The sequence below is a fragment of the Deinococcus budaensis genome, assembly GCF_014201885.1.
Lineage (GTDB): Bacteria > Deinococcota > Deinococci > Deinococcales > Deinococcaceae > Deinococcus > Deinococcus budaensis.
This window is the reverse complement of record NZ_JACHFN010000020.1, coordinates 1-18,927: the sequence shown is the minus strand read 5'-3', so window position 1 is coordinate 18,927 and position 18,927 is coordinate 1. Positions and strand designations below refer to the sequence as shown.

The 18,927-nt window shown below is 71.2% G+C and carries 22 protein-coding genes and 1 pseudogene; 10 read left to right on the top strand and 13 right to left on the bottom strand.

Annotated features, from left to right (window positions below; genetic code table 11):
* Positions 1-33 precede the first annotated feature (33 nt).
* From HNQ09_RS17440 to HNQ09_RS17430, 3 genes and pseudogenes are all read left to right on the top strand, one after another.
* Positions 34-1,017, top strand: a complete 984-nt coding sequence (locus tag HNQ09_RS17440; protein WP_343057946.1) for a FecCD family ABC transporter permease — start codon at positions 34-36, stop codon at positions 1,015-1,017.
* A 97-nt stretch (positions 1,018-1,114) separates the two neighbouring features.
* A pseudogene (locus tag HNQ09_RS17435) lies at positions 1,115-1,828 on the top strand (ABC transporter ATP-binding protein); the annotation flags it as partial.
* A complete protein-coding gene (locus tag HNQ09_RS17430) occupies positions 1,829-2,164 on the top strand; it encodes a (2Fe-2S) ferredoxin domain-containing protein (RefSeq protein WP_184031734.1) in 336 nt (111 codons plus the stop codon). It begins immediately after the preceding pseudogene.
* 412 nt (positions 2,165-2,576) lie between these two features.
* Here the strand turns inward: HNQ09_RS17430 and HNQ09_RS17425 are convergent, their stop codons facing one another.
* Complete coding sequence (locus tag HNQ09_RS17425) at positions 2,577-2,864, bottom strand: antibiotic biosynthesis monooxygenase family protein (protein ID WP_184031732.1); 288 nt, start codon at positions 2,862-2,864, stop codon at positions 2,577-2,579.
* 47 nt (positions 2,865-2,911) lie between these two features.
* Positions 2,912-4,666: an HRDC domain-containing protein gene (locus tag HNQ09_RS17420; protein WP_184031730.1), complete on the bottom strand. Its 1,755-nt coding sequence runs from the start codon at positions 4,664-4,666 to the stop codon at positions 2,912-2,914.
* Positions 4,667-4,814: 148 nt separating this feature from the next.
* Between HNQ09_RS17420 and HNQ09_RS17415 the strand changes: the two genes are divergently transcribed.
* Entirely contained in the window at positions 4,815-5,813 is a 999-nt protein-coding gene (locus HNQ09_RS17415; protein ID WP_184031728.1) for a hypothetical protein, read from the top strand.
* A 21-nt stretch (positions 5,814-5,834) separates the two neighbouring features.
* Here HNQ09_RS17415 and HNQ09_RS17410 read toward each other — a convergent pair whose 3' ends face one another.
* Both HNQ09_RS17410 and mutY read right to left on the bottom strand, forming a co-directional pair.
* Positions 5,835-6,665, bottom strand: a complete 831-nt coding sequence (locus tag HNQ09_RS17410) for an isoprenyl transferase (RefSeq protein ID WP_184031726.1) — start codon at positions 6,663-6,665, stop codon at positions 5,835-5,837.
* A 430-nt stretch (positions 6,666-7,095) separates the two neighbouring features.
* Entirely contained in the window at positions 7,096-8,139 is a 1,044-nt protein-coding gene (mutY, locus tag HNQ09_RS17405) for an A/G-specific adenine glycosylase (protein ID WP_343057930.1), read from the bottom strand.
* Positions 8,140-8,213: 74 nt separating this feature from the next.
* Between mutY and HNQ09_RS17400 the strand changes: the two genes are divergently transcribed.
* Positions 8,214-8,405, top strand: coding sequence for a hypothetical protein (locus HNQ09_RS17400; protein WP_184031722.1), 192 nt, complete (start codon positions 8,214-8,216; stop codon positions 8,403-8,405).
* A gap of 69 nt (positions 8,406-8,474) precedes the next feature.
* Here the strand turns inward: HNQ09_RS17400 and HNQ09_RS17395 are convergent, their stop codons facing one another.
* The 6 genes from HNQ09_RS17395 to HNQ09_RS17370 form a co-directional block, all read right to left on the bottom strand.
* Positions 8,475-8,891 (bottom strand): c-type cytochrome, encoded by a 417-nt coding sequence (locus HNQ09_RS17395; protein WP_184031720.1) that lies wholly within the window; start codon positions 8,889-8,891, stop codon positions 8,475-8,477.
* On the bottom strand, positions 8,891-10,663 hold the full coding sequence (locus HNQ09_RS17390) for a cbb3-type cytochrome c oxidase subunit I (protein ID WP_184031718.1): 1,773 nt from the start codon (positions 10,661-10,663) through the stop codon (positions 8,891-8,893). Before HNQ09_RS17390 ends, HNQ09_RS17395 begins: the two co-directional genes overlap by 1 nt.
* Before the next feature lie 31 nt (positions 10,664-10,694).
* Entirely contained in the window at positions 10,695-11,246 is a 552-nt protein-coding gene (locus tag HNQ09_RS17385; RefSeq protein WP_184031716.1) for a cytochrome c oxidase subunit II, read from the bottom strand.
* A gap of 4 nt (positions 11,247-11,250) precedes the next feature.
* Entirely contained in the window at positions 11,251-11,427 is a 177-nt protein-coding gene (locus HNQ09_RS17380; protein ID WP_184031714.1) for a hypothetical protein, read from the bottom strand.
* Positions 11,424-11,870: a CBS domain-containing protein gene (locus HNQ09_RS17375; RefSeq protein ID WP_184031712.1), complete on the bottom strand. Its 447-nt coding sequence runs from the start codon at positions 11,868-11,870 to the stop codon at positions 11,424-11,426. Before HNQ09_RS17375 ends, HNQ09_RS17380 begins: the two co-directional genes overlap by 4 nt.
* Before the next feature lie 149 nt (positions 11,871-12,019).
* The gene (locus tag HNQ09_RS17370; RefSeq protein WP_184031710.1) at positions 12,020-12,802 is read right to left on the bottom strand and encodes an AfsR/SARP family transcriptional regulator; all 783 of its coding nucleotides are present in this window, start codon (positions 12,800-12,802) and stop codon (positions 12,020-12,022) included.
* A gap of 140 nt (positions 12,803-12,942) precedes the next feature.
* Here HNQ09_RS17370 and HNQ09_RS17365 point away from each other — a divergent pair, with 140 nt between their 5' ends.
* From HNQ09_RS17365 to otsB, 4 genes are all read left to right on the top strand, one after another.
* On the top strand, positions 12,943-13,824 hold the full coding sequence (locus HNQ09_RS17365; protein ID WP_184031708.1) for an SMP-30/gluconolactonase/LRE family protein: 882 nt from the start codon (positions 12,943-12,945) through the stop codon (positions 13,822-13,824).
* A gap of 278 nt (positions 13,825-14,102) precedes the next feature.
* Positions 14,103-14,879: an SDR family oxidoreductase gene (locus tag HNQ09_RS17360; protein ID WP_246363466.1), complete on the top strand. Its 777-nt coding sequence runs from the start codon at positions 14,103-14,105 to the stop codon at positions 14,877-14,879.
* A gap of 31 nt (positions 14,880-14,910) precedes the next feature.
* Positions 14,911-16,284: an alpha,alpha-trehalose-phosphate synthase (UDP-forming) gene (locus tag HNQ09_RS17355; protein WP_184031704.1), complete on the top strand. Its 1,374-nt coding sequence runs from the start codon at positions 14,911-14,913 to the stop codon at positions 16,282-16,284.
* The gene (gene otsB / locus HNQ09_RS17350; protein WP_184031702.1) at positions 16,281-16,991 is read left to right on the top strand and encodes a trehalose-phosphatase; all 711 of its coding nucleotides are present in this window, start codon (positions 16,281-16,283) and stop codon (positions 16,989-16,991) included. The genes HNQ09_RS17355 and otsB overlap by 4 nt, the downstream gene beginning before the upstream one ends.
* Here the strand turns inward: otsB and HNQ09_RS17345 are convergent.
* The 3 genes from HNQ09_RS17345 to HNQ09_RS17335 are packed head-to-tail and all read right to left on the bottom strand — an operon-like array spanning position 16,988 to position 17,788.
* Positions 16,988-17,188 carry a YwbE family protein gene (locus HNQ09_RS17345; RefSeq protein ID WP_184031699.1) on the bottom strand — a complete coding sequence of 67 codons (201 nt, stop codon included), beginning with the start codon at positions 17,186-17,188 and terminating at the stop codon, positions 16,988-16,990. The genes otsB and HNQ09_RS17345 overlap by 4 nt on opposite strands.
* A gap of 25 nt (positions 17,189-17,213) precedes the next feature.
* Positions 17,214-17,555, bottom strand: coding sequence for a type II toxin-antitoxin system PemK/MazF family toxin (locus HNQ09_RS17340; protein WP_343057928.1), 342 nt, complete (start codon positions 17,553-17,555; stop codon positions 17,214-17,216).
* On the bottom strand, positions 17,552-17,788 hold the full coding sequence (locus HNQ09_RS17335) for a type II toxin-antitoxin system VapB family antitoxin (protein WP_184031696.1): 237 nt from the start codon (positions 17,786-17,788) through the stop codon (positions 17,552-17,554). Before HNQ09_RS17335 ends, HNQ09_RS17340 begins: the two co-directional genes overlap by 4 nt.
* Before the next feature lie 133 nt (positions 17,789-17,921).
* On the opposite strand from HNQ09_RS17335, the gene HNQ09_RS17330 reads away from it, so the two are divergent.
* Positions 17,922-18,092 (top strand): hypothetical protein, encoded by a 171-nt coding sequence (locus HNQ09_RS17330; protein ID WP_184031695.1) that lies wholly within the window; start codon positions 17,922-17,924, stop codon positions 18,090-18,092.
* Positions 18,093-18,927: the final 835 nt, after the last annotated feature.

The following is an 18,927-nucleotide window of genomic DNA, read 5'->3' as shown; positions in this document are numbered from 1 at the left end:
TCGTCCCGGCCCGCCCCCGGCCCCGGCTGGCGGGTGCTGGGGCGCACGGCGGCGCTGGTGCTGGCCCTCTGCGCCGCCGTGGTGCTGGCGGTGGGGCTGGGCAGCGTGACCATCCCGCCCGGCGAGGTGCTGGGCGCCCTGGGCCGGGGGGTGGCGGGCCTCTGGACAGGGGCGGAACTGACCGGCAACGACGTGATCGTGTGGCAGCTCCGATTGCCGCGTGTGGCGATGGGCGTGCTGGTGGGCGCCTGTCTGGCAGTGTGCGGCGGGGCCTTTCAGGGGGTCTTCCGCAACCCGCTGGCCGATCCATACCTGCTGGGCGTGGCCAGCGGGGCGGGGCTGGGGGCCACGGTCGCCATCGTGGCGGGCTGGCCGAGGGGCAGCATCCCGCTCACGGCGCTGGCGGCGGCGCTGGCGGCGGTTTCGCTCACGCTGACGCTGGCGCGCGAGGGCCGCCGCTTTCCGCCCACCCGCCTGATTCTGGCGGGCGTGGTGGTGGGGAGCGTCCTGAGTGCCTTCACCACCTTCCTGATCCTGCGCGGCGAGGACCGGGCGCGGCAGGTGCTGGCCTACACCCTGGGCGACCTGGGCTTCAGCGGCTGGCCCGACGTGCTGACCGTGCTGCCCTACGCGCTGGCGGGGTGCGGCGTGCTGGTCTTGCTGGGGCGCGCGCTCGACACCCTGGGGCTGGGGGACCTGACCGCCCGCAGCCTGGGCGTGCCGGTCGAGCGGCTGCGGCTGCTGGTGGTCGTGGCCGCCAGCGTGGCGACCGCCGCCGCCGTCGCCTACGTGGGGATCATCGGCTTTGTCGGCCTCATCGTGCCGCATGTGGCGCGGCTGGCGTGGGGCGCGGGGCACCGGGTCCTGTTGCCCGTCTCGGCGCTGCTGGGCGGCACGCTGCTGGTGCTGGCCGACCTGCTGGCCCGGACCACGGTGCTGTCGCAGGTCGGGGTGGTCACCACGCTGCTGGGGGGGCCGTTTTTCCTGTGGCTGCTGCGGCGGGGGCGGCATGAGTAAGAGGGGGAGTGGGCAGGGGGAAGTGGGAAGTGGGGACACGCTGGAAGCGCGCGACCTGCACGTCCGGGCGGGAAGTTTTCCGGCGGTGCGGGGGGTCAGCGCGACCTTCCGGGCAGGGGAATTCGCGGCCGTGATCGGACCGAACGGGGCGGGCAAGAGCACGCTGCTGCGGGCGCTGCTGGGCCTCAGCCTCCCCGACGCGGGCGAGGTCCGGCTGCTGGGCCGTTCGCTGCGTGGGTGGTCCCGGGCCGAGCGGGCGCGGACGCTGGCGTACCTCGCGCAGGGCGAGGGCCTGCCCGAAGGGGCGCGGGTACGCGATGTGGTCTCTCTCGGGCGGGGCGCCGGGGCCTGGACCTGGGGCCTGATCCCCACCCGCCCCTGGACCGGGGCCGACGAGGACGCGGTGACGGACGCGCTGACCCGCACCGATACCCTGCGTTTCGCGGCCCGGCGGGTCGGCGAGCTGTCGGGCGGCGAGCGCCAGCGCGTGGGCCTCGCCCGGGCGCTGGCCGCCGGACCCCGGTTCCTGCTGCTCGACGAGCCGACCAACCACCTCGACCTCGCCTACGGCCTGGAGGTGATCCGCCACGCCCGCTGCGAGGCCGCCGGGGGCCTGGGGGTGGTGGCGGTGCTGCACGACCTCAACCTCGCCGCCCGCGCTGACCGCCTGCTGCTGCTCCACGGGGGCCGGGTCCTCGCCGGGGGCACGCCGGAGGAGGTCCTCACCCCTGCCCACCTCCACGCCGCCTACGGCCTGCGCGCCCGCGTGGTGCAGGACGGCAACCGCCTCATCGTCATCCCGGAGGACTGAATGCCGCCGAAATACTTCAAAACGTCCGGCCACCTGCTCGTCTGCCAGGGCCAGAACTGCCAGGCACGCGGCTCGGCGCTGCTGTACAGGGCACTCTGGAATCACTTGGAGCGCGCGAGTCTGGCCTATTACAAGACCGGCGGCACCGTGCGCCTCACCGAAAGCGGCTGCCTGGGTGCCTGCTCCTCCGGCCCCGCCCTCTGCGCCTATCGCCAGCGGGAGGGGAAGCTGGAGGAAGGCTGGTACGCGGCGGTAGATTTCCCGCTGGCGGTTCGAGTGGCTCAGGCCGTGCATGAGGGGGCCGCGTTGCCGGAGGAACGGAAATACGGGCCGTAAACCTGGCCTGCGGGCGGGTGGCATGACCAGCGGGAAGCGGAGAGGTCATCCTCAGAAAAGAGGAAACCCCAGTGTTGGCCGCCCTGGGGCACCGAAAGGTGGGGATTCTCCGTTAAGAAGTGCAAGAAGTTTGCCATGCTTTGCAGACGCCGTCAAAAGCTGACACCGAAACGGGTAACGGCCTGGGCCGGGGCAGTTTCCGCTGTCCTGCTCGCCGTTGAGCTTCTTGGTGGAGATCATCCAACTGATCTTCCTCCCTTAATCTGAAGCTCTCGCCAAAGGCCCGCCGCGTTCCCAATTCACCCAAAGGCAAAGCCCCCGATCTCCAGGGTCGGGGGGTTTCTGCTGATGCGGGGCAATCACCTGACCTGCTTCAGGGGGCGGCCTGCTGACCCTCTGGCCGCGTCACCCTTTACCCCGGCAGGTCGGCCAGCGCGTCGAGAAAAAGAAAATCCGGCCGTCCCACCGTGCCGCTCGACTGCATGGTGGCGCGGACCTCCGGGTCGTTCAGGAAGCCCTCGAAGGCCTCGCGGCTGTCCCACTCGAACAGGACCCGGACCTGACTCGGGTCTCCAGGCACGGCAAAGACGCGGCTGCTCCGGCTGCCGTGCTGGCGGCGTGCCCTGGCCCCCGCAGTGGCGAAAACCCCGACGAACTTCTCGAGGTCCCCGATCTCGACCGTTGCCCAGATGTGGATCATGGCGCGCCCCTCCCTGGCATTCCCCCGCCCCTCCGGCAGAAGTGATCCTACCCCCGCACCACTTCCAGCATCTTCTCGCCGTACTTGCGCAGCCGCTCCGGCCCCATGCCCTTGACGGCCTTCAGGTCGTCCATCGTGTAGGGCACCCGGCGGGCGATCTCGGCCAGGGTGGCGTTGCTGGCGATGATGAAACGGCTGACCTCTTGGCGCCGGGCCTCGGCGTTGCGCCACTCGCGCAGCCGGGCGTAGATCGCGGCCTGCTCGTCGGTGAGGTCGGCGGCGGGATCGGGAGGCCCGCCCTCGCCGCCCGCCTCCAGCGTGGGGAGGTCCGGGGCCAGCGTCAGGCCAGAGGCGGCCGGGGCCTCGTCGGCCGGGCTGGGTGCTGCTGGGCTGGATGCTGCTGGGCTGGGTGCCGCTCCGGCCCGGGCTTCGGGCGCCGGTTCCCCGGCGGAGGGCGCCGGGGCCGTCTGGTCTGGCCCAGTCTCGGGCGCAGCCAGTGGGGGCGTGACCTCCAGTTCCGGCTCGTCGGGACCGCCGCTCACCGGGATGGGCAGCGGCGCGGGGTCGGCCGCCTGCCCGGTGCCGCTGAAGACGATCTCGGGCGTCCAGCTCTCCTCCTCGGCAGGAGCGGCGCCGGGCGCTTCAAAGGTGACGCGGGAGAGCGAATCGGGGTGCGGCGCGTCGGCCAGGGGGCGGTCGGGGCGGGCCTGATCGGGCTGCGGCCGGGTCTGGGCCACGGGGGCCTGCTCGGTACGGGGCGGGGCCGCCTGATCCCGGCCAAACGGCACCCGCTCCAGCGGCTCCCGCCCGTTCTGGGATGGCCCGGCCCGCCCCTCCTCGTCCTGCGCCTCCTCGGGGCGGAACCGCTCGGGGCGGTCGGCGCGGTCGCGGCGAAAGCGGATCTCGCGGCGGGGCGGGCGGCCCTCGCCGGGGGCCTCCGGCTCGGCCAGGTCCTGCGGGGCGCCGACGGGCCGCTCGCGCACCAGCGGCTGCGGCTCGCCCAGCGGTTGCGGGCGCCCGCGCAGCAGCGCCAGCGCCGTGTCCACATCTTGCAGGCCGGGCGAGAAGACCACGCCGCCGTCCACGCTGCGGGTGGCGGCCAGCACCCCGCCGGGGGGCCAGGGGGTATCGGGCGCGGCGTCGGGCGGCAGCAGCAGCGCGGTCGGGCCGAAGGGGAGCGCCGCGCCGCCCAGCCGCTCGGCCAGTTGCGAGACGGTGCGGGCCGCGCGGGCCAGCCGCAGCGGCAGGGTCGCCACGTCGCGCAGTGCCAGGGCCACGGCGGTGTCGGCGGGGGCGGGGGCGGTGGGCGCGGGCGCCTCGCCGCTGCCGAACAGCAGGGCCAGCTGCCCGTCCGCGAAGCCGGTCAGGGTCACGGCGTGGCGGTAGACGACCAGCGCCGCCCCCTGGGGAAACCAGCCGCCCCCCGGCGCCAGCGTGGCGTCCACGATCACCGGCACGCCCGCCCGCTCGGCGCGCCGCAAGAGCCGCTCGTCGGGTTCGGCCAGCCACACGGCGCGGGCGCCGGTCCAGTCGGCATCCAGGGTGGCTGCCGCCAGGCCCTGCCCCGCCAGCGCCGCGCGGTCCACGCCCAGCCGCTCGTCCACCCGCAGCACGCCCTGGCCCAGCAGCGCGGCGAGTTGCCGGGCCAGCGCTCCTTCGCCCGCCAGCGTCAGGCCCCAGTCGGCGCCCTCCAGCGCCGCGAGCGCGCCCGCCAGCCGGGCGTGCGGGTCGCCCCGCTCGGCGTGCAGGGCCACCAGCCGGGCATCGGGGCGGGGGGAGGCAGAGAGGTGCTCAGCAGTCATGGCGCCCATTGTGCCGCAGCCAGCGCCCCCTGGGCGGCCCAGGCCCGCGTGGGCACCGGCAGCGCCCCGGCTCCATGAAGCCTTGACGAACGTGTTCAGCACCCTGAATGCGCCTGCCCCGGAACGCGGCGCCGCGTACCCTGGGGCCATGCGACCCCTGCTGCTGTCCGCGCTGCTGCTTGCCGCTCCGGCCCTCGTGCCCGCCGCCGGGGCGCAAGCTGCCTGGACCTTGGCCCAGACCCAGGCCGCGCCCGCCCGCGCCGCCGTGCTGACCCTCTCGGCCCCAGTCGGCGCCAGCGTGGAGCTGAACACCCAGACCACCACCCGCCTGGAGGTCGAGGACGTGCAGGTCAGCGGCGGGAATGCCCAAGAAGCGGCCCGGACGCGCGCCGACCTGACGCGCCTGTTCGGCGCTCAGGGTCCCCAGCGCGTTTCCGGCAAGGCCTTTTACCGGGTGCAGTCGCGCGGCGCGGACGGCCGGGCGGTGCTGCTGAACACGGTCGTGGTGGCGCTGCCAGGACAGGGGGACGTCAATATCCGCATCCTCCAGACCCTGCGCCCCGACGGCGCCCTGACCGACCTGCGGATCGAGAGCGACAACCCCGCCTTGCAACAGGTCTTCGGTAGCTTGAAACCGGAGATACTGCGCCAGCAACTCGGGCAGGGCGGCGGCCTGGAGGGGTTCTACGGGCGGCCGCTGGTGCCCGGTCAGGCGCGGACTGCCACGGCCACGGTGGACATGCAGGCCCTGCTGGCGGGCCTGTTCGGCGGTCTGGGCGCCGCGCTCGGGGAGGGCCCCGCCGCCTTCGCGAACGTGCAGGCCTCGCCCCTGACCGGGCGGACCACGACCACCTACCGGGGCCTGAACGCGGCCCGCCAGCATGTCTTCGACACCACCACCACCTTTGGCGACTGGGCGATCAGCGTCCGGGGCCAGGGCGAGGCAGCCGCGCTGAGCTTCCGGGCCGAGCTGCTGTCACAGGGCAGCCGGATGACCACCACCAACCTCTTTCGTGCGGATGGTCTGCCGGTCGGCGGCAGCGCCGCTCAGATCATGCGGATGCGCGTCACCATGACCGAGCCGGGCGGCCAGCAGGTGCAGCTCACCTACCGCATGACCACCGAGGCGACCCTGCGCGCCCGCTGAGGCGCGGGGAGGCCCAGCAGATCAGCGCCCGAAGCGGCGGTCGCGGCCCTGAAAGTCGCGCAGGGCGCGCAGGAAGTCCACCCGCCGGAAGCCCGGCCAGTACACGTCGCAGAAGTAGAACTCCGAATACACGCTTTGCCACAGCATGAAGCCGCTGAGGCGGATCTCGCCGCTGGTGCGGATGATGAAATCGGGGTCGGGCGTGCCCGCCGTGTAGAGGTGCGCGCTGATGTGTTCCGGTTCCAGCGTCTCGGCCACCTCGGCCAGCGTGTGGCCCGCCTGGGCCTGCGCGGTCAGGTGCTGCTTGACCGCGTCCACGATCTCCTCGCGGCCCCCGTACCCCACGGCGATGTTCAGCAGCATCCCGTCGTACCCGGCCGTCTTTTCCTCCAGCTCGCGCAGGGCGCCCAGCACCTGCGGCGGAAAGGCCTCGTGCTGCCCGATGGCCCGCACCCGCACCCGGTTGGCGTGGATGCGTGGATCGGTGGCGAGGTTGCGGGCCTCGCGCTCCAGCAGGCTGAGGATGTGGGCGAGTTCCCCGGGGTCGCGCCCCGCGTTGTCGGTGGACAGCACCCAGATGGTGGCCGCCGGAATGCCCAGTTCCAGGCACCATTGCAGCACCTCGTGGGCCTTGTCGGCGCCGAAGGTGTGCCCCAGCTCGCGCTGCATGCCGCTGGCGCGGGCAAAGCGGCGGTTGCCGTCGAGAATCAGGCCCAGGTGGCGGGGCAGCTTGCCGTGCGCGCGGACCTCGCGGGCCAGGCGCCGCTCGTAGCCCCACAGCAGGGCGCCGCGCGCCGCGTCCCGCGTCTTTTTGGCGGTGCGGAGGGCGGTTTTGACGGGCTTGCGGCTCATGACGGGCGTCAGTGTAGCGCGTAGGGGGAGAGGGGAACTCCTCCAAAAGGGGCAGGGTGTCTTGCTTCGGTTTGCCCCCACCCCCAGCCCCTCTGCAAGCAGCTCTGCGAGTCCTCCAAAGGGGGCAGGGGAGCAACACTGCGCTGGGCAAGGACACACGGGCGGCGCTGGTGGGGCGTGGTCGTCGAACGGAATGTTTGATCTTGGTGCGGCCTCTGTCGGCGTGTTCCTGTGCGGCATCCGCTGTACCCGTTTTTGAAAGGCTTCAGCTTGAGCACTTGTGCTCCTCCCCCTTGAGGGGGGAGGTTGGGAGGGGGTGAGCTGGCCTGGCGTCCCAGCGCTACGAAGCAGACCTCCACAGTTTCGTAGGAGAACAGGCCGCCCTCCGCACCTCCCCGCCTGACGCCTCGGCCTTCTCGAACTCCCTTTTTCAGCTCTTCCTCTCGGCGAACAGCGACCCCTCCCGCCGCTCCCACAGCGCCAGCGCCTTGTGGTCCAGCCGGGAAAGGGCCTCGGCGGCGACGGGGGTACGCGGGGGGCCGCCCTCACCGCCGTACACGCTCAGGGTCACGCGGCGGTGGGTCATGGTATGGGTGACGGTGCCCAGTTCGCCGGTCACGCGGGCGCCGAGGCGGGCGGCGAGACGCTCCAGGGCCGCCGCCGGTAGCTCATCCGGGGCGAGCAACTGGGTGGGCAGGCCCATCAGGCCGCCGAGGAGGGTTCCCTCGCGGCGTTCGAGCACGGCGGCCTGCGTGTCGCCCAGCAGCAGGGCCACCGCGCGGACCTCGCGCACCTCCGCCCGGACCTTGGGCGCCGGAAAGGCCGCCGGGTCGCCCGAGGCGAGGGCCGCACACGATGCCGAGACCGGGCATTCCGGGCACTTCGGGTTTTTGGGCGTGCAGACCGTCGCGCCCAGGTCCATCACCGCTTCGTTCCAGGCGCCGGGGCGGGCGGGGTCGAGCAGTTCGTCGGCGCGGGCCTGGACCCAGCGTTCAGTCGGCTGGCGCTCGCCGCCCAGCCGGGCCAGCACCCGCCGCACGTTGCCGTCGTTCACGGCGCGGGCCTCCCCCCCCGAGAGGCTCGCCACCGCCGCCGCCGTGTACGGCCCCACGCCCGGCAGCGCCCGCCAGCCCGCGTAATGCGCCGGGAAACCTTCCTGCGCGATGATCCCCGCCGCCCGGTGCAGGTTTCTCGCCCGCGCGTAGTAGCCGCAGCCCTCCCAGGCCTTCAGCACGGCGTCAATGGGCGCCGAGGCCAGCGCCTCCACCGTCGGGAACGCCTCCATGAAGCGCTCGAAATACACCCGCCCGCGCGCCACCTGCGTCTGCTGAAGCAGCACCTCGGACACCCACACCCGGTAAGGGTCGCGCCCGCCTTCCGGTCCCACCCGCCACGGCAGCGCGCGGCCCGAGCGGTCAAACCACGCCAGCAGCGCGGCGCGCAGGGCAGGGAGGTCGGTGGGGGAGGGAGTCACCGGGGGAGTGTAGCGGGAGCGGCCTGGCGGGACCGGGGCCGGGCGCCCATTGGCCGTCTCTATCCTGGGAGCCGATGACTTTCTGGACATTGGTCCTTCCCAGCCTGGGGCTGCTGGTTCTGGGTGGGCTGGCCGGGCGCGAGGCACACCGGAACCCGGCGTGGCGGCCCCTCGCGGCCGTTCTCTTCGTGTTGGGCGGACTGGGAACGGTGGCGGCGCTCGTTGGGCTGGTCCTGCTCGTGCTCTACACGCAGACCACGCAGTGAACACCGCTTTCCACAAGAAAACGGACGCCCCCAGCCAGGAGCGTCCGCGTGTTGGGGGGTCCGGGAGGCTTACAGCCCCTTGACGTAGGCGTGAATCGCGCCGATCTGTTCGGGCGTGGCGTCCTTGCCGTCGAGGCCCGCCTCTGCAAAGCGCGGCATGACGGGCGCGAGGGTGCGCCCGCCCGCCCCCTTGCCGTGCAGGACGGCGGCCTGGAAGTCGGCCTCCGACCACGCGGCGCTGTTCGCCAGGCCGGGGCCGACGCCGCCCTGCGCCTGGGCGCCGTGGCAGCCCGCGCAGTTGCCCACATACAGCGCCTGCCCGTTGACCGGGGCACTCGCGACGGCTGCCGCGACCTCGGCCCCGCCGCTGCCGCCCGCCACGTTCAGGCCCGAGCGGTACGAGACCAGGGCGGTGGCTCCGGCCAGCACCACGAAGGTGAGCACGGCGGCAATCTCGCGCCCGCTGAAGGAACGGTCCTCACTCATCAGTACAGCCTCCAGCCGGGCACGAGTTGCAGGTTGGCGATCATGCGGCCCAGGACCGGGCCGTACATCATCAGGACCAGCACCAGGGTCAGCAGCCACAGCGCCATCAGCGGCTCGGTGTAGCGGACCAACTTGCCCGCCGTCGCCAGGTTCTCCCCGGCGGGGCTGATCTTCTCGCTGTAGGGAATCGGCGCGCTGACCTCACCGTTGTCGACCCGCTTCGAGAGCAGCATCTTGAACAGGACATAGAAGTAGAGAATGGCGCTGACGAGCAGGATCACGCCGCTGATCGCCGTCAAGGCGACCGGCAGCCCGATGGGCATGTCGCGGTACACGTCCTGCGCGGTCGCGCTCACGAGCGCCCGGCGCGTCACCCCGTACAGCCCCTGCCAGTGCATCCCCAGCGCGAAGACCATCATGCCGACGAACCAGGTCCACACCGCCCACGACGCGAGTCTCATGCTGGGCAGCCGCTTGCCGGTGAGGTGCGGAATCAGCCACAGCGCGATCCCCATGAAGCTCAGGGTCGTGGCGGTGCCCACCGTGATGTGGAAGTGCCCCGGAATCCAGGCGGTGTTGTGGACCACGCCTGCAAAGGTGGAGCTGGCGTTCACGATGCCCCCCGCGCCGCCCAGGATGAAGGAGATCATCGCCAGCACCTGCGCGCTGAAAATCGCGTTGCCCCAGGGCAGCTTGGTCACCCAGCCCACCAGGCCGCGCCCGCCCCTGGCCCGCGCGCCGTCTTCCAGCGAGGCGGTCACGCTGAAGGCGGTGAGCAGGCTGGGCACCGCGATCAGGAAGGTCAGGAACATGTGCAGCGTCTTCCACAGCACCGAGATGTTGGGGTCCGAGTACTGGTGGTGCAGGCCGACGGGGACGCTGTTGAGCAGGAACAGCACGAAAGTCAGCCGGGTCAGCGGCTCGGAGACCGTGCGGCCCCCCGCGTGCCGGGGCACGAAGGCGTACCACGAGATGTAGGCCGGAAGCACCCAGAAGTACACGATGGCGTGCCCGGTCCACCAAAAGAGCGTCTTGGAGAGCAGCGGGTCCACACCGCCGACCAGTCCCAGCGACCAGGGGATCAGCAGCACCACGACCTCGATCACGATGCCCAGCGAGGCGACGGCCCACATCATCCAGACCGACACGCTCATGAAGGCGACCAGGGGCGTGACCCGGCCGGGGTTCTCGCGCTTCCAGCGCAGCCACATGTTGACGACCTGCCCGACGACCAGCAGGCTCGACCCCACCATGATCGCCGCGCCGATGTAAAAGAGGGCGTCGCCCTGCATCGGCGGATAGAAGGTGTACAGCAGCGTCGAGCGGTTGGTGAGCAGCGGCACGGCGGCCAGCAGCAGCCCCAGGGTCATCAGGGCGTAGGTGAACCACGCAAAGCGCATGTTGATGCGCATGCCGAGGTCACGCACCGGCAGGTACAGCATCCAGCCCGAGATGAAAAACTGGGTGAACACCAGCGCGTTCAGCACGCCGTGCAGCGAGAGACCCTGGTAGTAGGACTTCAGCAGGTTGCGGATGATGGGCAGCTCGTAGACGTTGATGCCGCCGTAGTTCAGCGCCTGGAGGGGGCCGATCAGCACCCCGACAAAGAGGGCCAGGAAGGCCGTCACGACGTAGTACTGGGTGACTTTTTTCAGGCTGGCGAGGTAGGCGGCGTCCGCGATGGGCGGCGCTTGCCGCGCGGCGGTGGAGGCCGCGCCAGGCGGCGGCGCGGCGGCGGGGCGGGACCGCGTGGGCAGGGGAGAGGTCGTCACAGGGGGGTCTCCAGGGGACTTGGGGGGGCTTTCAGGGCTGCGCGGTTTCCACGACCACGCGGCCCAGCATGTTGTGGTGACCGGCGCCGCAGTACTCGTTGCAGATCACGCTGTGGTCGCCCGGCTGGCGGAAGGTGGCGGTCAGGCTGGCGACCTGGCCGGGCACCACGTTCACGTTGATGTTGGTGCCCTCGACGTAGTAGCCGTGCATCACGTCCGCCGAGGTCACGTGGATAGTGACCGGGCGCCCGGCGGGCACGCGCAGCACCGGCGGGTCGTAGGCAAAGGCCCGCGATACCACGAAGGCTTCCAGCGTGCCGTCGGGGTTCTCGCGCAGGCCCGGCTGGGCAAAGGGCGTCGCCGCGAGGTTGCGCGGGTCGAGCCGCCCGTTGGTGACGCCGGTGATGTGGTGGGCGCCCTCGCCCTGAACGGCCGAGTAGGTGCCGCTGATGAAGCTGGTGAGCACCGCGACAAAGAGCAGCACCGACATCACGACCGCGATGCCGAACCAGATGTTCTCGTAGCGCTCCAGCGTGTGGTGTTCGAGCCGGGGAACCGGCGCCGGGGAGGCAGGACGGCTCATCGGCTCAGGCCCGGCCCTGCTGGATGCCCAGCACCAGCATCCACAGCCAGATGATCGAGAGCAGCAGGACGGCGATCAGCATCAGGGTGCCCAGCGGCACCACGTGCGCTTTCTCGCGCGGCGGCTCGGGCGGCACGGGGGCGCCCGGCACGGCCTCAGGCGGGGTGGGGGGACGGGTCATAGGGGAGCCTCCGGGCCGCTGTGGGCGGGGTCGGTGGGTGAGGGGACTTCGGGAGGGCGGGCGGAGGCGTAGTCGCGCAGCAGGTCGGTCACGGTGAGCATCCCGACCACCCCGCCCGAGCGGTCCACGACCGGCATTCCGCCGATGCGGCGCTGAAGCAGGGTGCAGGCGGCGCCCCGCGCGTCCGCGTCCGGGGTGGTGGTGACCACGCTGCGGCGCATCACGTCCCCCACGCACACGCCCGGGGACGCGGCGGTGGCCTCCCACAGGCTCAGGGTGCCCGCCTGGCCGGGCAGGGCCTCGCGCAGGTCACGGTCGGTCACGATGCCGACCAGGTGCTGGCCCTCCAGCACCGGCAGGCGGCGAATGCCCCGCACGCGCAGCAGCCGCGCCGCGTCGGGAACGCTGTGCCCCGGCGTGACACACACGGGAGAACTGGACATGAGATCAGCGACAAGCAAGGATGAACCTCCTCGCGCCGAGGCTCGCGTCCCTCTATTACGGGTGCATTACGGGCAACAGGTCAGGGCAGGCCCACGGCAGGAGTGGGCCGGGCGGGCGGCGCGTGCCGGAGGAGACCCTTTCCCCGCGCCTAGCCCGGCTGCTCGGCCTCACGGCAGACCAGGTCGCCCGCCTTGAGGCGCTCGGCGAGTTCCACGGTGTCCGGCATGGGGGTGTCGCCCACCTCGTCGCGCAGGTAGCGGCGGTAGCGGCGGTAGTGCTCGACCGCCTCGAAGCGCCCGCGCGTCTGGGCCAGGCAGGTCATCAGGCGCTGGTGGTGGTCTTCCCCGATCAGGGGATCGGACTGCACCGCGCGCCCCAGCGTCTGCACCGCCAGCGGGCACTCGCGCCGCGCGCAGTGCAGCATCGAGAGCGAGACGTAGGCCCGCACCCGCGCCGCCCGGTGGTACGCCCGCGCGCCCTCGACCCAGTCGGCGCGCACCTGCGGCAGATACTCGCCGTCCACGCAGGCCAGCGCCCGGCGCAGCGCGTCCTCGCGCTCGGCCTCGGTGCGGGCCAGGTCGGCGGCCCGCAGCCCGGCGTGCAGCGCCGCCGTGTCGCTGGCGGCCAGCAGGTCGGGGTGCAGCAGGTAGCGCCCGCGCACCTCGGCCACCGCGTCGGCGCGGCCCAGCGCGGCCCTCAGACGGTGCAGCGCCACCCGGAAGCGGTTGGCGGCTGCCGGGTCGTCGTCCAGGCCCCACAGGTCGGCCAGCAGGTCGGCGCGGTAAGCCCCGTCGGGGTGCGCGTGCAGGTACCACAGCAGTTCCTCGGCGCTGCGGGCAGGCCACACCAGCGGCTGCCCGCGCAGCATCACCGCCGCGTCGCCCAGCGTGCGCAGGTGGAGGGTGGGGGAGGAAACGGCAGGCTCGGTCATCTCTCGTGACTCCCTTCACAAGTAGGATGCAACTCCTGTGACAGTCAGTTGTCCCCCGCTGTGCCGGGGGTATTCTACTTCCTGACCGCCTGGCCGCGCACGCGCCGCCCAGCGAGGCGCCCAGGGGCCAGAATGCAGGCATGACCCCCCTGACTGCGACCCGCCCCGAGTTTCTCGACCTGTTTCCCCCCGGCGCCGAGCTGACCCGCCTGGCCGGGGACTTCACCTGGGCAGAGGGGCCGACCTATGTGCCCTCCCGCCAGGCCGTGGTCTTCAGCGACGTGCGCCAGAACCGCACCTGGCGCTGGACCGACGCCGGACGGCTGGCAGAGGAACTGCACCCCAGCGACCACCAGAACGGACATACGCTGGACGCGCAGGGCCGCCTGGTCGCCTGCTCGCACGGCCAGCGGGCGCTGCTGCGCCAGGAGGTGGGCGGCGGGTGGACCGTCCTGGCCGACCGCTTTGGGGGCCGGCGCCTGAACAGCCCCAACGACGTGGCCCTGCACCCCGACGGCAGCCTGTGGTTCACCGACCCCACCTACGGCCTCGACAAGCCCGAGGAGGGCTACGGCGGCGAGAAGGAGCAGCCCGGCAACTTCGTGTACCGCCTCGCGCCCGACGGCACGCTGAGTGCCCCCATCCGCGACCGCAAGATGCCCAACGGCCTGGCCTTTCAGACGCCTGGCCTCCTGCTGCTGGCCGACACGGGCAGGGACGACGGCCAGATCCACGCCTACCGGGTGACCCCGGACGGCGGGGCCGAGTACCGGGGCATCTGGGCCACCGTGCGCCCCGGCAAGACCGACGGCCTGCGGGTGGACGGGGCCGGGCGGGTCTGGAGCAGCGCCGGGGACGGTGTGCACGTCCTGTCCTCGGAGGGAGAGGAACTCGGCCGTATCCAGGTGCCCGAGACGGTCGCCAACCTCTGTTTCGGCGGGCCGGAGGGAAGCAGCCTCTTCATGACCGCGAGCACCAGCCTCTACCGCATCGAGACGCGGGTGCGCGGGCTGGAGTTCTGACAGCCGGAGGCCATCCCGGGGCGGACAGGGACCGGAGGGTCCCGCTCGCTGAACAGGCCCGCCGCGCGGAATTCTGGCGGCCCCGCCCCAATGAGGCTGCCCCAGTGAGGCTGTCGCCCCCACCTGACTGGCCGCGCCGGGAGAGGCGAAGGTTACCGGATGCCCAAGAACCCTATCAGGCGGCGGCGAGAGGCGGGGGGTAGTGTGCAGCCGTCTGGTTCGGCGCGCGGCAGGCAGCAGCGGCGCGCTGGAAACCGAAAGGAGCGGGGAGCATGGGCATGTTGAACGGGAAAGTCGCGTTGGTGACCGGAGCCGCCAGCGGCATCGGGGCGGGGACGGCCCGCCGCTTCGCTCAGGAAGGCGCCCGCGTGGTGCTGGCCGACGTGCAAGACGAGGAAGGCCAGCAGGTGCAGGGCGAGATCACCGGGGCAGGCGGGCAGGCCCTCTACGTCCACTGCGACGTGTCGGACGCGGACTCGGTGCGGCGGGCGGTGGAAGCCGGGGTGCAGGCGTTCGGGCGGCTCGACATCGTGTTCGCCAACGCGGGCGTCAACGGGGTGTGGGCGCCCATCGACGAGCTTCAGCCCGACGAGTGGGACCAGACCCTCGCCATCAACCTGCGGGGCACCTACCTGACGGTCCACTTCGCGGTGCCGCACCTCAAGCGGGCGGGCGGCGGGAGCATCATCATCACCAGCAGCGTGAACGGCAACCGCACCTTTTCCAGCCCCGGCGCGAGCGCCTACAGCACCTCCAAGGCCGGGCAGGTCGCCTTTATGAAGATGATCGCGCTGGAACTGGGCCGCGACGGGATTCGCTGCAACGCCGTGTGCCCGGGGCTGATCCACACCAACATCGAGGAGCGCACCGAGCACAAGGGCACCGAGAAACTCGGCATCGAGGTCGAGCTGCCCGAGGGGAGCCCGGCGCTGAACGAGGGCGAGGGCGAACCCGTGGACGTGGCCGACACCTGCCTCTTCCTGGCCTCCGACCTCAGCCGCCACGTGTCGGGGGTCGAGCTGTACGTGGACGGCGGGGCCTCGCTGCTGCGCTGAGGGCGCGCGCCCCCCTGCCGGGAGGACCACCATGGGACTCATCGTCGTCTCCAACCGCGAACCGTACGCGCCCCAGCGTGGGGAGGGCGGCGAACTGCGCTGGACGCCCTCCATCGGTGGACTGACGGCGGCGCTAGACCCGGCCTTGCAGCGCGCGGGCGGCACCTGGATCGCCTGGGGCGAGGCCCGGCCCGAGATCACCCAGGTGGACCTGCCCCAGGGTGACCCGCGCTACCGCCTGAAGCGGGTGCGCCTGGGCGAGGCCGAGGTGCGCGAGTACTACCACGGCTTTTCCAACCGGGCGCTGTGGCCGGTGAGCCACTACTTTATCGAGCGGACGAGCTATCAGGCGGCCCAGTGGCGAACCTACGTGGAGGTCAACCGCCGCTTCGCGCAGGCCGCCGTGGAGAGTGACCAGGGGGGCGACGCCATCTGGGTTCACGATTACCAGCTCGCGCTGGTGCCCCGCATGGTCCGCGACGCGCTGCCGAACGCCCGCATCGGCTTTTTCTGGCACATCCCCTGGCCGTCTTCCGAGGTGTTCCGCACCCTGCCCTGGGACCGCGAGCTGCTGGACGGCGTCCTGGGCGCCGACCTGATCGGGATGCACACGCCCGATTACGTGCGGCACTTCCTCTCGGCCTGCCGCCACGTGCTGGGCGCCGAGACGGAGGGGGACACGGTGCGCTGGCAGGGCCGCGTCTCGCGGGTGGTGGACCGGCCCATCGGGATCGAGGTGGAGGCCCTGGAGACCCTGGCGGCCAGCCCCGAGGTCGAGGAAGCCGCCGACCGCATCCGCCGCACGCTCCAGACCCAGATTCTGCTAGGCGTGGACCGCCTGGACTACACCAAGGGGATTCCCGAGCGCCTGGAGGCCTTCGGCGCCTTTCTGGACCGTCACCCGGAGGCGCGCGGGCGGGTCACGCTGCTCCAGATCGCGGTGCCCAGCCGCGAGCAGGTCGAGTCCTACCGCCAACTGCGGACGCGGGTGGAAGGGCTGGTGGGCCGCATCAACGGCCGGCACACGCGGGACGGCTGGTCGCCCATCCAGTACATCTACCGGGGCATGGGCCGGGACGAACTGGTGGCCCACTACCGCGCCGCCGACGTGATGGTCGTCACGCCCCTGCGCGACGGCCTGAACCTCGTCGCCAAGGAGTTCCTGGCCTGCTCACGCGACGGCGTGCTGATCCTCTCGCGCTTCGCTGGGGCCGCCGACGAACTCCCCGAAGCGGTGCAGGTCAACCCCTACAGCCCCGAAGGGCTGGCGGAAGCGTTCCTCCAGGCCCTGAACATGCCTCTGGACGAGAAAAAAGCCCGGCTCCAGCGGCTGCGGGGGCGCCTGCATGGAAGTGACCTGAAAGCCTGGACCGACGGCTTCGTGCGGGAGCTGGCCGGAGCATGAGCCTGCCCCCCGACCTGCTGACCCTGGGCGAGCGCCCGCTGCTCGTCCTGGCCGACTACGACGGCACCCTGGCCCCCACCGTCCCCCGCCCGGAGCAGGCGTGGCCGGAGCCGGGAGCGCGGGAGGCGCTGGCGCGGCTGCTCGCGGCGGGGCGGCACCGCGCGGCCGTCGTGACCGGGCGCCGAGCGGAACAGGTTCACGCCTTCCTCAACCTCCCCGACCTTCCGGTGGTCGGCCTGCACGGGATGGAGTGGCCCGGCGAGGACCTGTCCACCCCCGACCCGCGCCCCCTGCGTGAGATCGCCGCTTGGCTGCCCGACGTGCCTGGCCTGCGCCTGGAGGACAAGGGCTGGACCCTGGCCGTCCACTTCCGTGAGGTGCCGGGGGAGCAGCAGGCCGAGGTGGAAGCGGCCCTTGCTGCCATCCCCCTCCCCCCCGGTTGGGAGGCCATCGCCGGAAAGAAGGTGCGCGAGTTCCGGCCCGGCGGCTTCGGCAAGGGCCGCGCGGCGGGGCGGCTGGCGGGGATGCACCCCGATCACCTTCCCGTTTTCCTGGGCGACGACGTGACCGACGAGGAAGGCTTCGTGCGGCTGCGGGCGCTGGGCGGCGTGACGGTCAAGGTGGGGGAGGGCGAGACCGCCGCCGAGTACCGGGTGGGCAGCCCCGCCGACGTGGTGCCGCTGCTGCGGGCCTGGGCGGGCGCCTAGCCTTCCGCGCCCACGACCACCTGCACCCGCCCCACCTGCCCGGAGGTCAACCGCACCTTGATGCCGTGCGGGTGGGTGGGCGACTTGGTGAGCAGCGCCGCGACCACGCCGCGCGTGAGCTTGCCCGTGGGCTGGTCCTGCTTCTGCACGATGTCCACAGTAAGGCCGGGGCGAATCTGGGAACGGGAAGGGGGCATGGGGGGAGGATAGGGGAGGCTCGGCCTACAGCCCCAACACCAGCCGTAGCCCGGCCTCGACCTCTTGCATGGCCGTGATGCTGAGTTCGGAGACCCGTTCGGTGAGTTCGGGCTTGTTCAGCGTGACCAGCGCCGAGACGTTCACCACGCTGTCTTTGGGAAGACGTGTGCGGTGGGTTTCTAGAAGGACGTTGCCTGGCGCTTCAGCCAGCGCGAGGTTACTGGTCATCACGGCGACGATGACGGTGGCGATGCGGCTCCGGTTGAAGCTGTCGGCCTGGAGCACCAACACCGGGCGGATGAAGGCCGGACGGCTGCCCACGGGTTCCCCCAGGTCCGCCCACCAGATCTCGCCCCGTGAGGTCACCACTCGTTCGCCTCGAAGGTGCGCCGGGCCGCCTCGCGCCGCACGTCATCTTCTGATTCGCCGCCTGCCCCATACACGCGGTCGAGGGCCGCCGTCACATCCTCGCCGCTATGCCGGGCCAGATACTCGCGCAGGGCCGCCCGGTACAGCTCGCTCCGGGTGAGACGGAGTTTCTGCGCCAGAGCCTCGGCCTCGGCGAAGGTCTGGTCGTCAAGGGAGATGGCAGTTTTCATGGGTTGAGTATAACTTGGTTATACCCTTGTCGAACAAACTGGAGCCTCAGAGCCACCTCTCCTGATCTCCCCACGCCCCAGCCGTTCCAGATCCTCCGGCCCCGCGTACAGGCACACCCCGAGCTGGTCCCCCATGCTGAACGCCGCACCCCGGCAGCTCACGCGCCCGCGCTCCACGCTCGCCCCCCACGCCAGCGTGAACGACCCGGCAGACGACGGTGCCCCGTGGTCCCCTTCCACCGCTGCCCGCACCCGCTCGGGCGTGGCTTCCTGCACGGTGTACCGCATCCGGAACCACCGATAGCCCGCGTCTTGCACCAGCACCACGCGCCCCCAGCCTGGCCGCCCCATGATTCTGCCCCGCCTGTGCGAGTACGATCTGGGCGAGCTGGAGGGCCTGAGCGTGCCCGAGATGCTCCACCCCCCGGCTTTGCCGCTTGGCAGGTCGACCCGTGGCACATGCCTGCGCCCGGAGGCCAGAGCCTGAGCGATCTGGCGCGGCAAGTGCGCGGCTGCCCCGAAGACTTGTCAGACGGCGCGTGGGTGGGCCTTCTCGCACCCCATTGCCATCCGCACTCTGCTGGTGGACTTGTTCGGCCTGCCGCTGGTGCTACAGCCGACTTACCCCATCCCCTACGGCTTGAGGGTGGACATACGGAGAAGGTGGAGTTGGAAAGGGGAGGGGTGAGGTGGGGGCGAGTGGTTATATCAAACAATATTGCGAATCTTCCGTCGAAGTCTTAGTATATTAGCTTCTCAAATTCGTCCACGAGGCTTGCATTTGAAGTGTTAGGATCTATTCCCAAAAGAGTAGAGAGTCGACTCGATGAGTACTGTTCAATATTGAGTATGTCGTCAATATAGTTAATCATTCTCTCCGCTCCCAGAGAATTGCTGTTTGATACTAATATGGCTCTATGTGGTTTAAGATCTATAAATGATCCCACTAAACTTCTGGGATGAGTAAGGCCTAGCGACGCATGAAGTTTGCACTCAATAAACACTGTTAACCTACGAAAAGCCTCCTTCTTAAGAGTATTTCTTTGCTCTCTAGGGGTCAAAAGTGGCAAGGCAATCGGGGAAGGCCCTTCCAGTGCTGCGTTTCGAGTTGCTGAGCACGGCACGAAGGGCATCAAGGC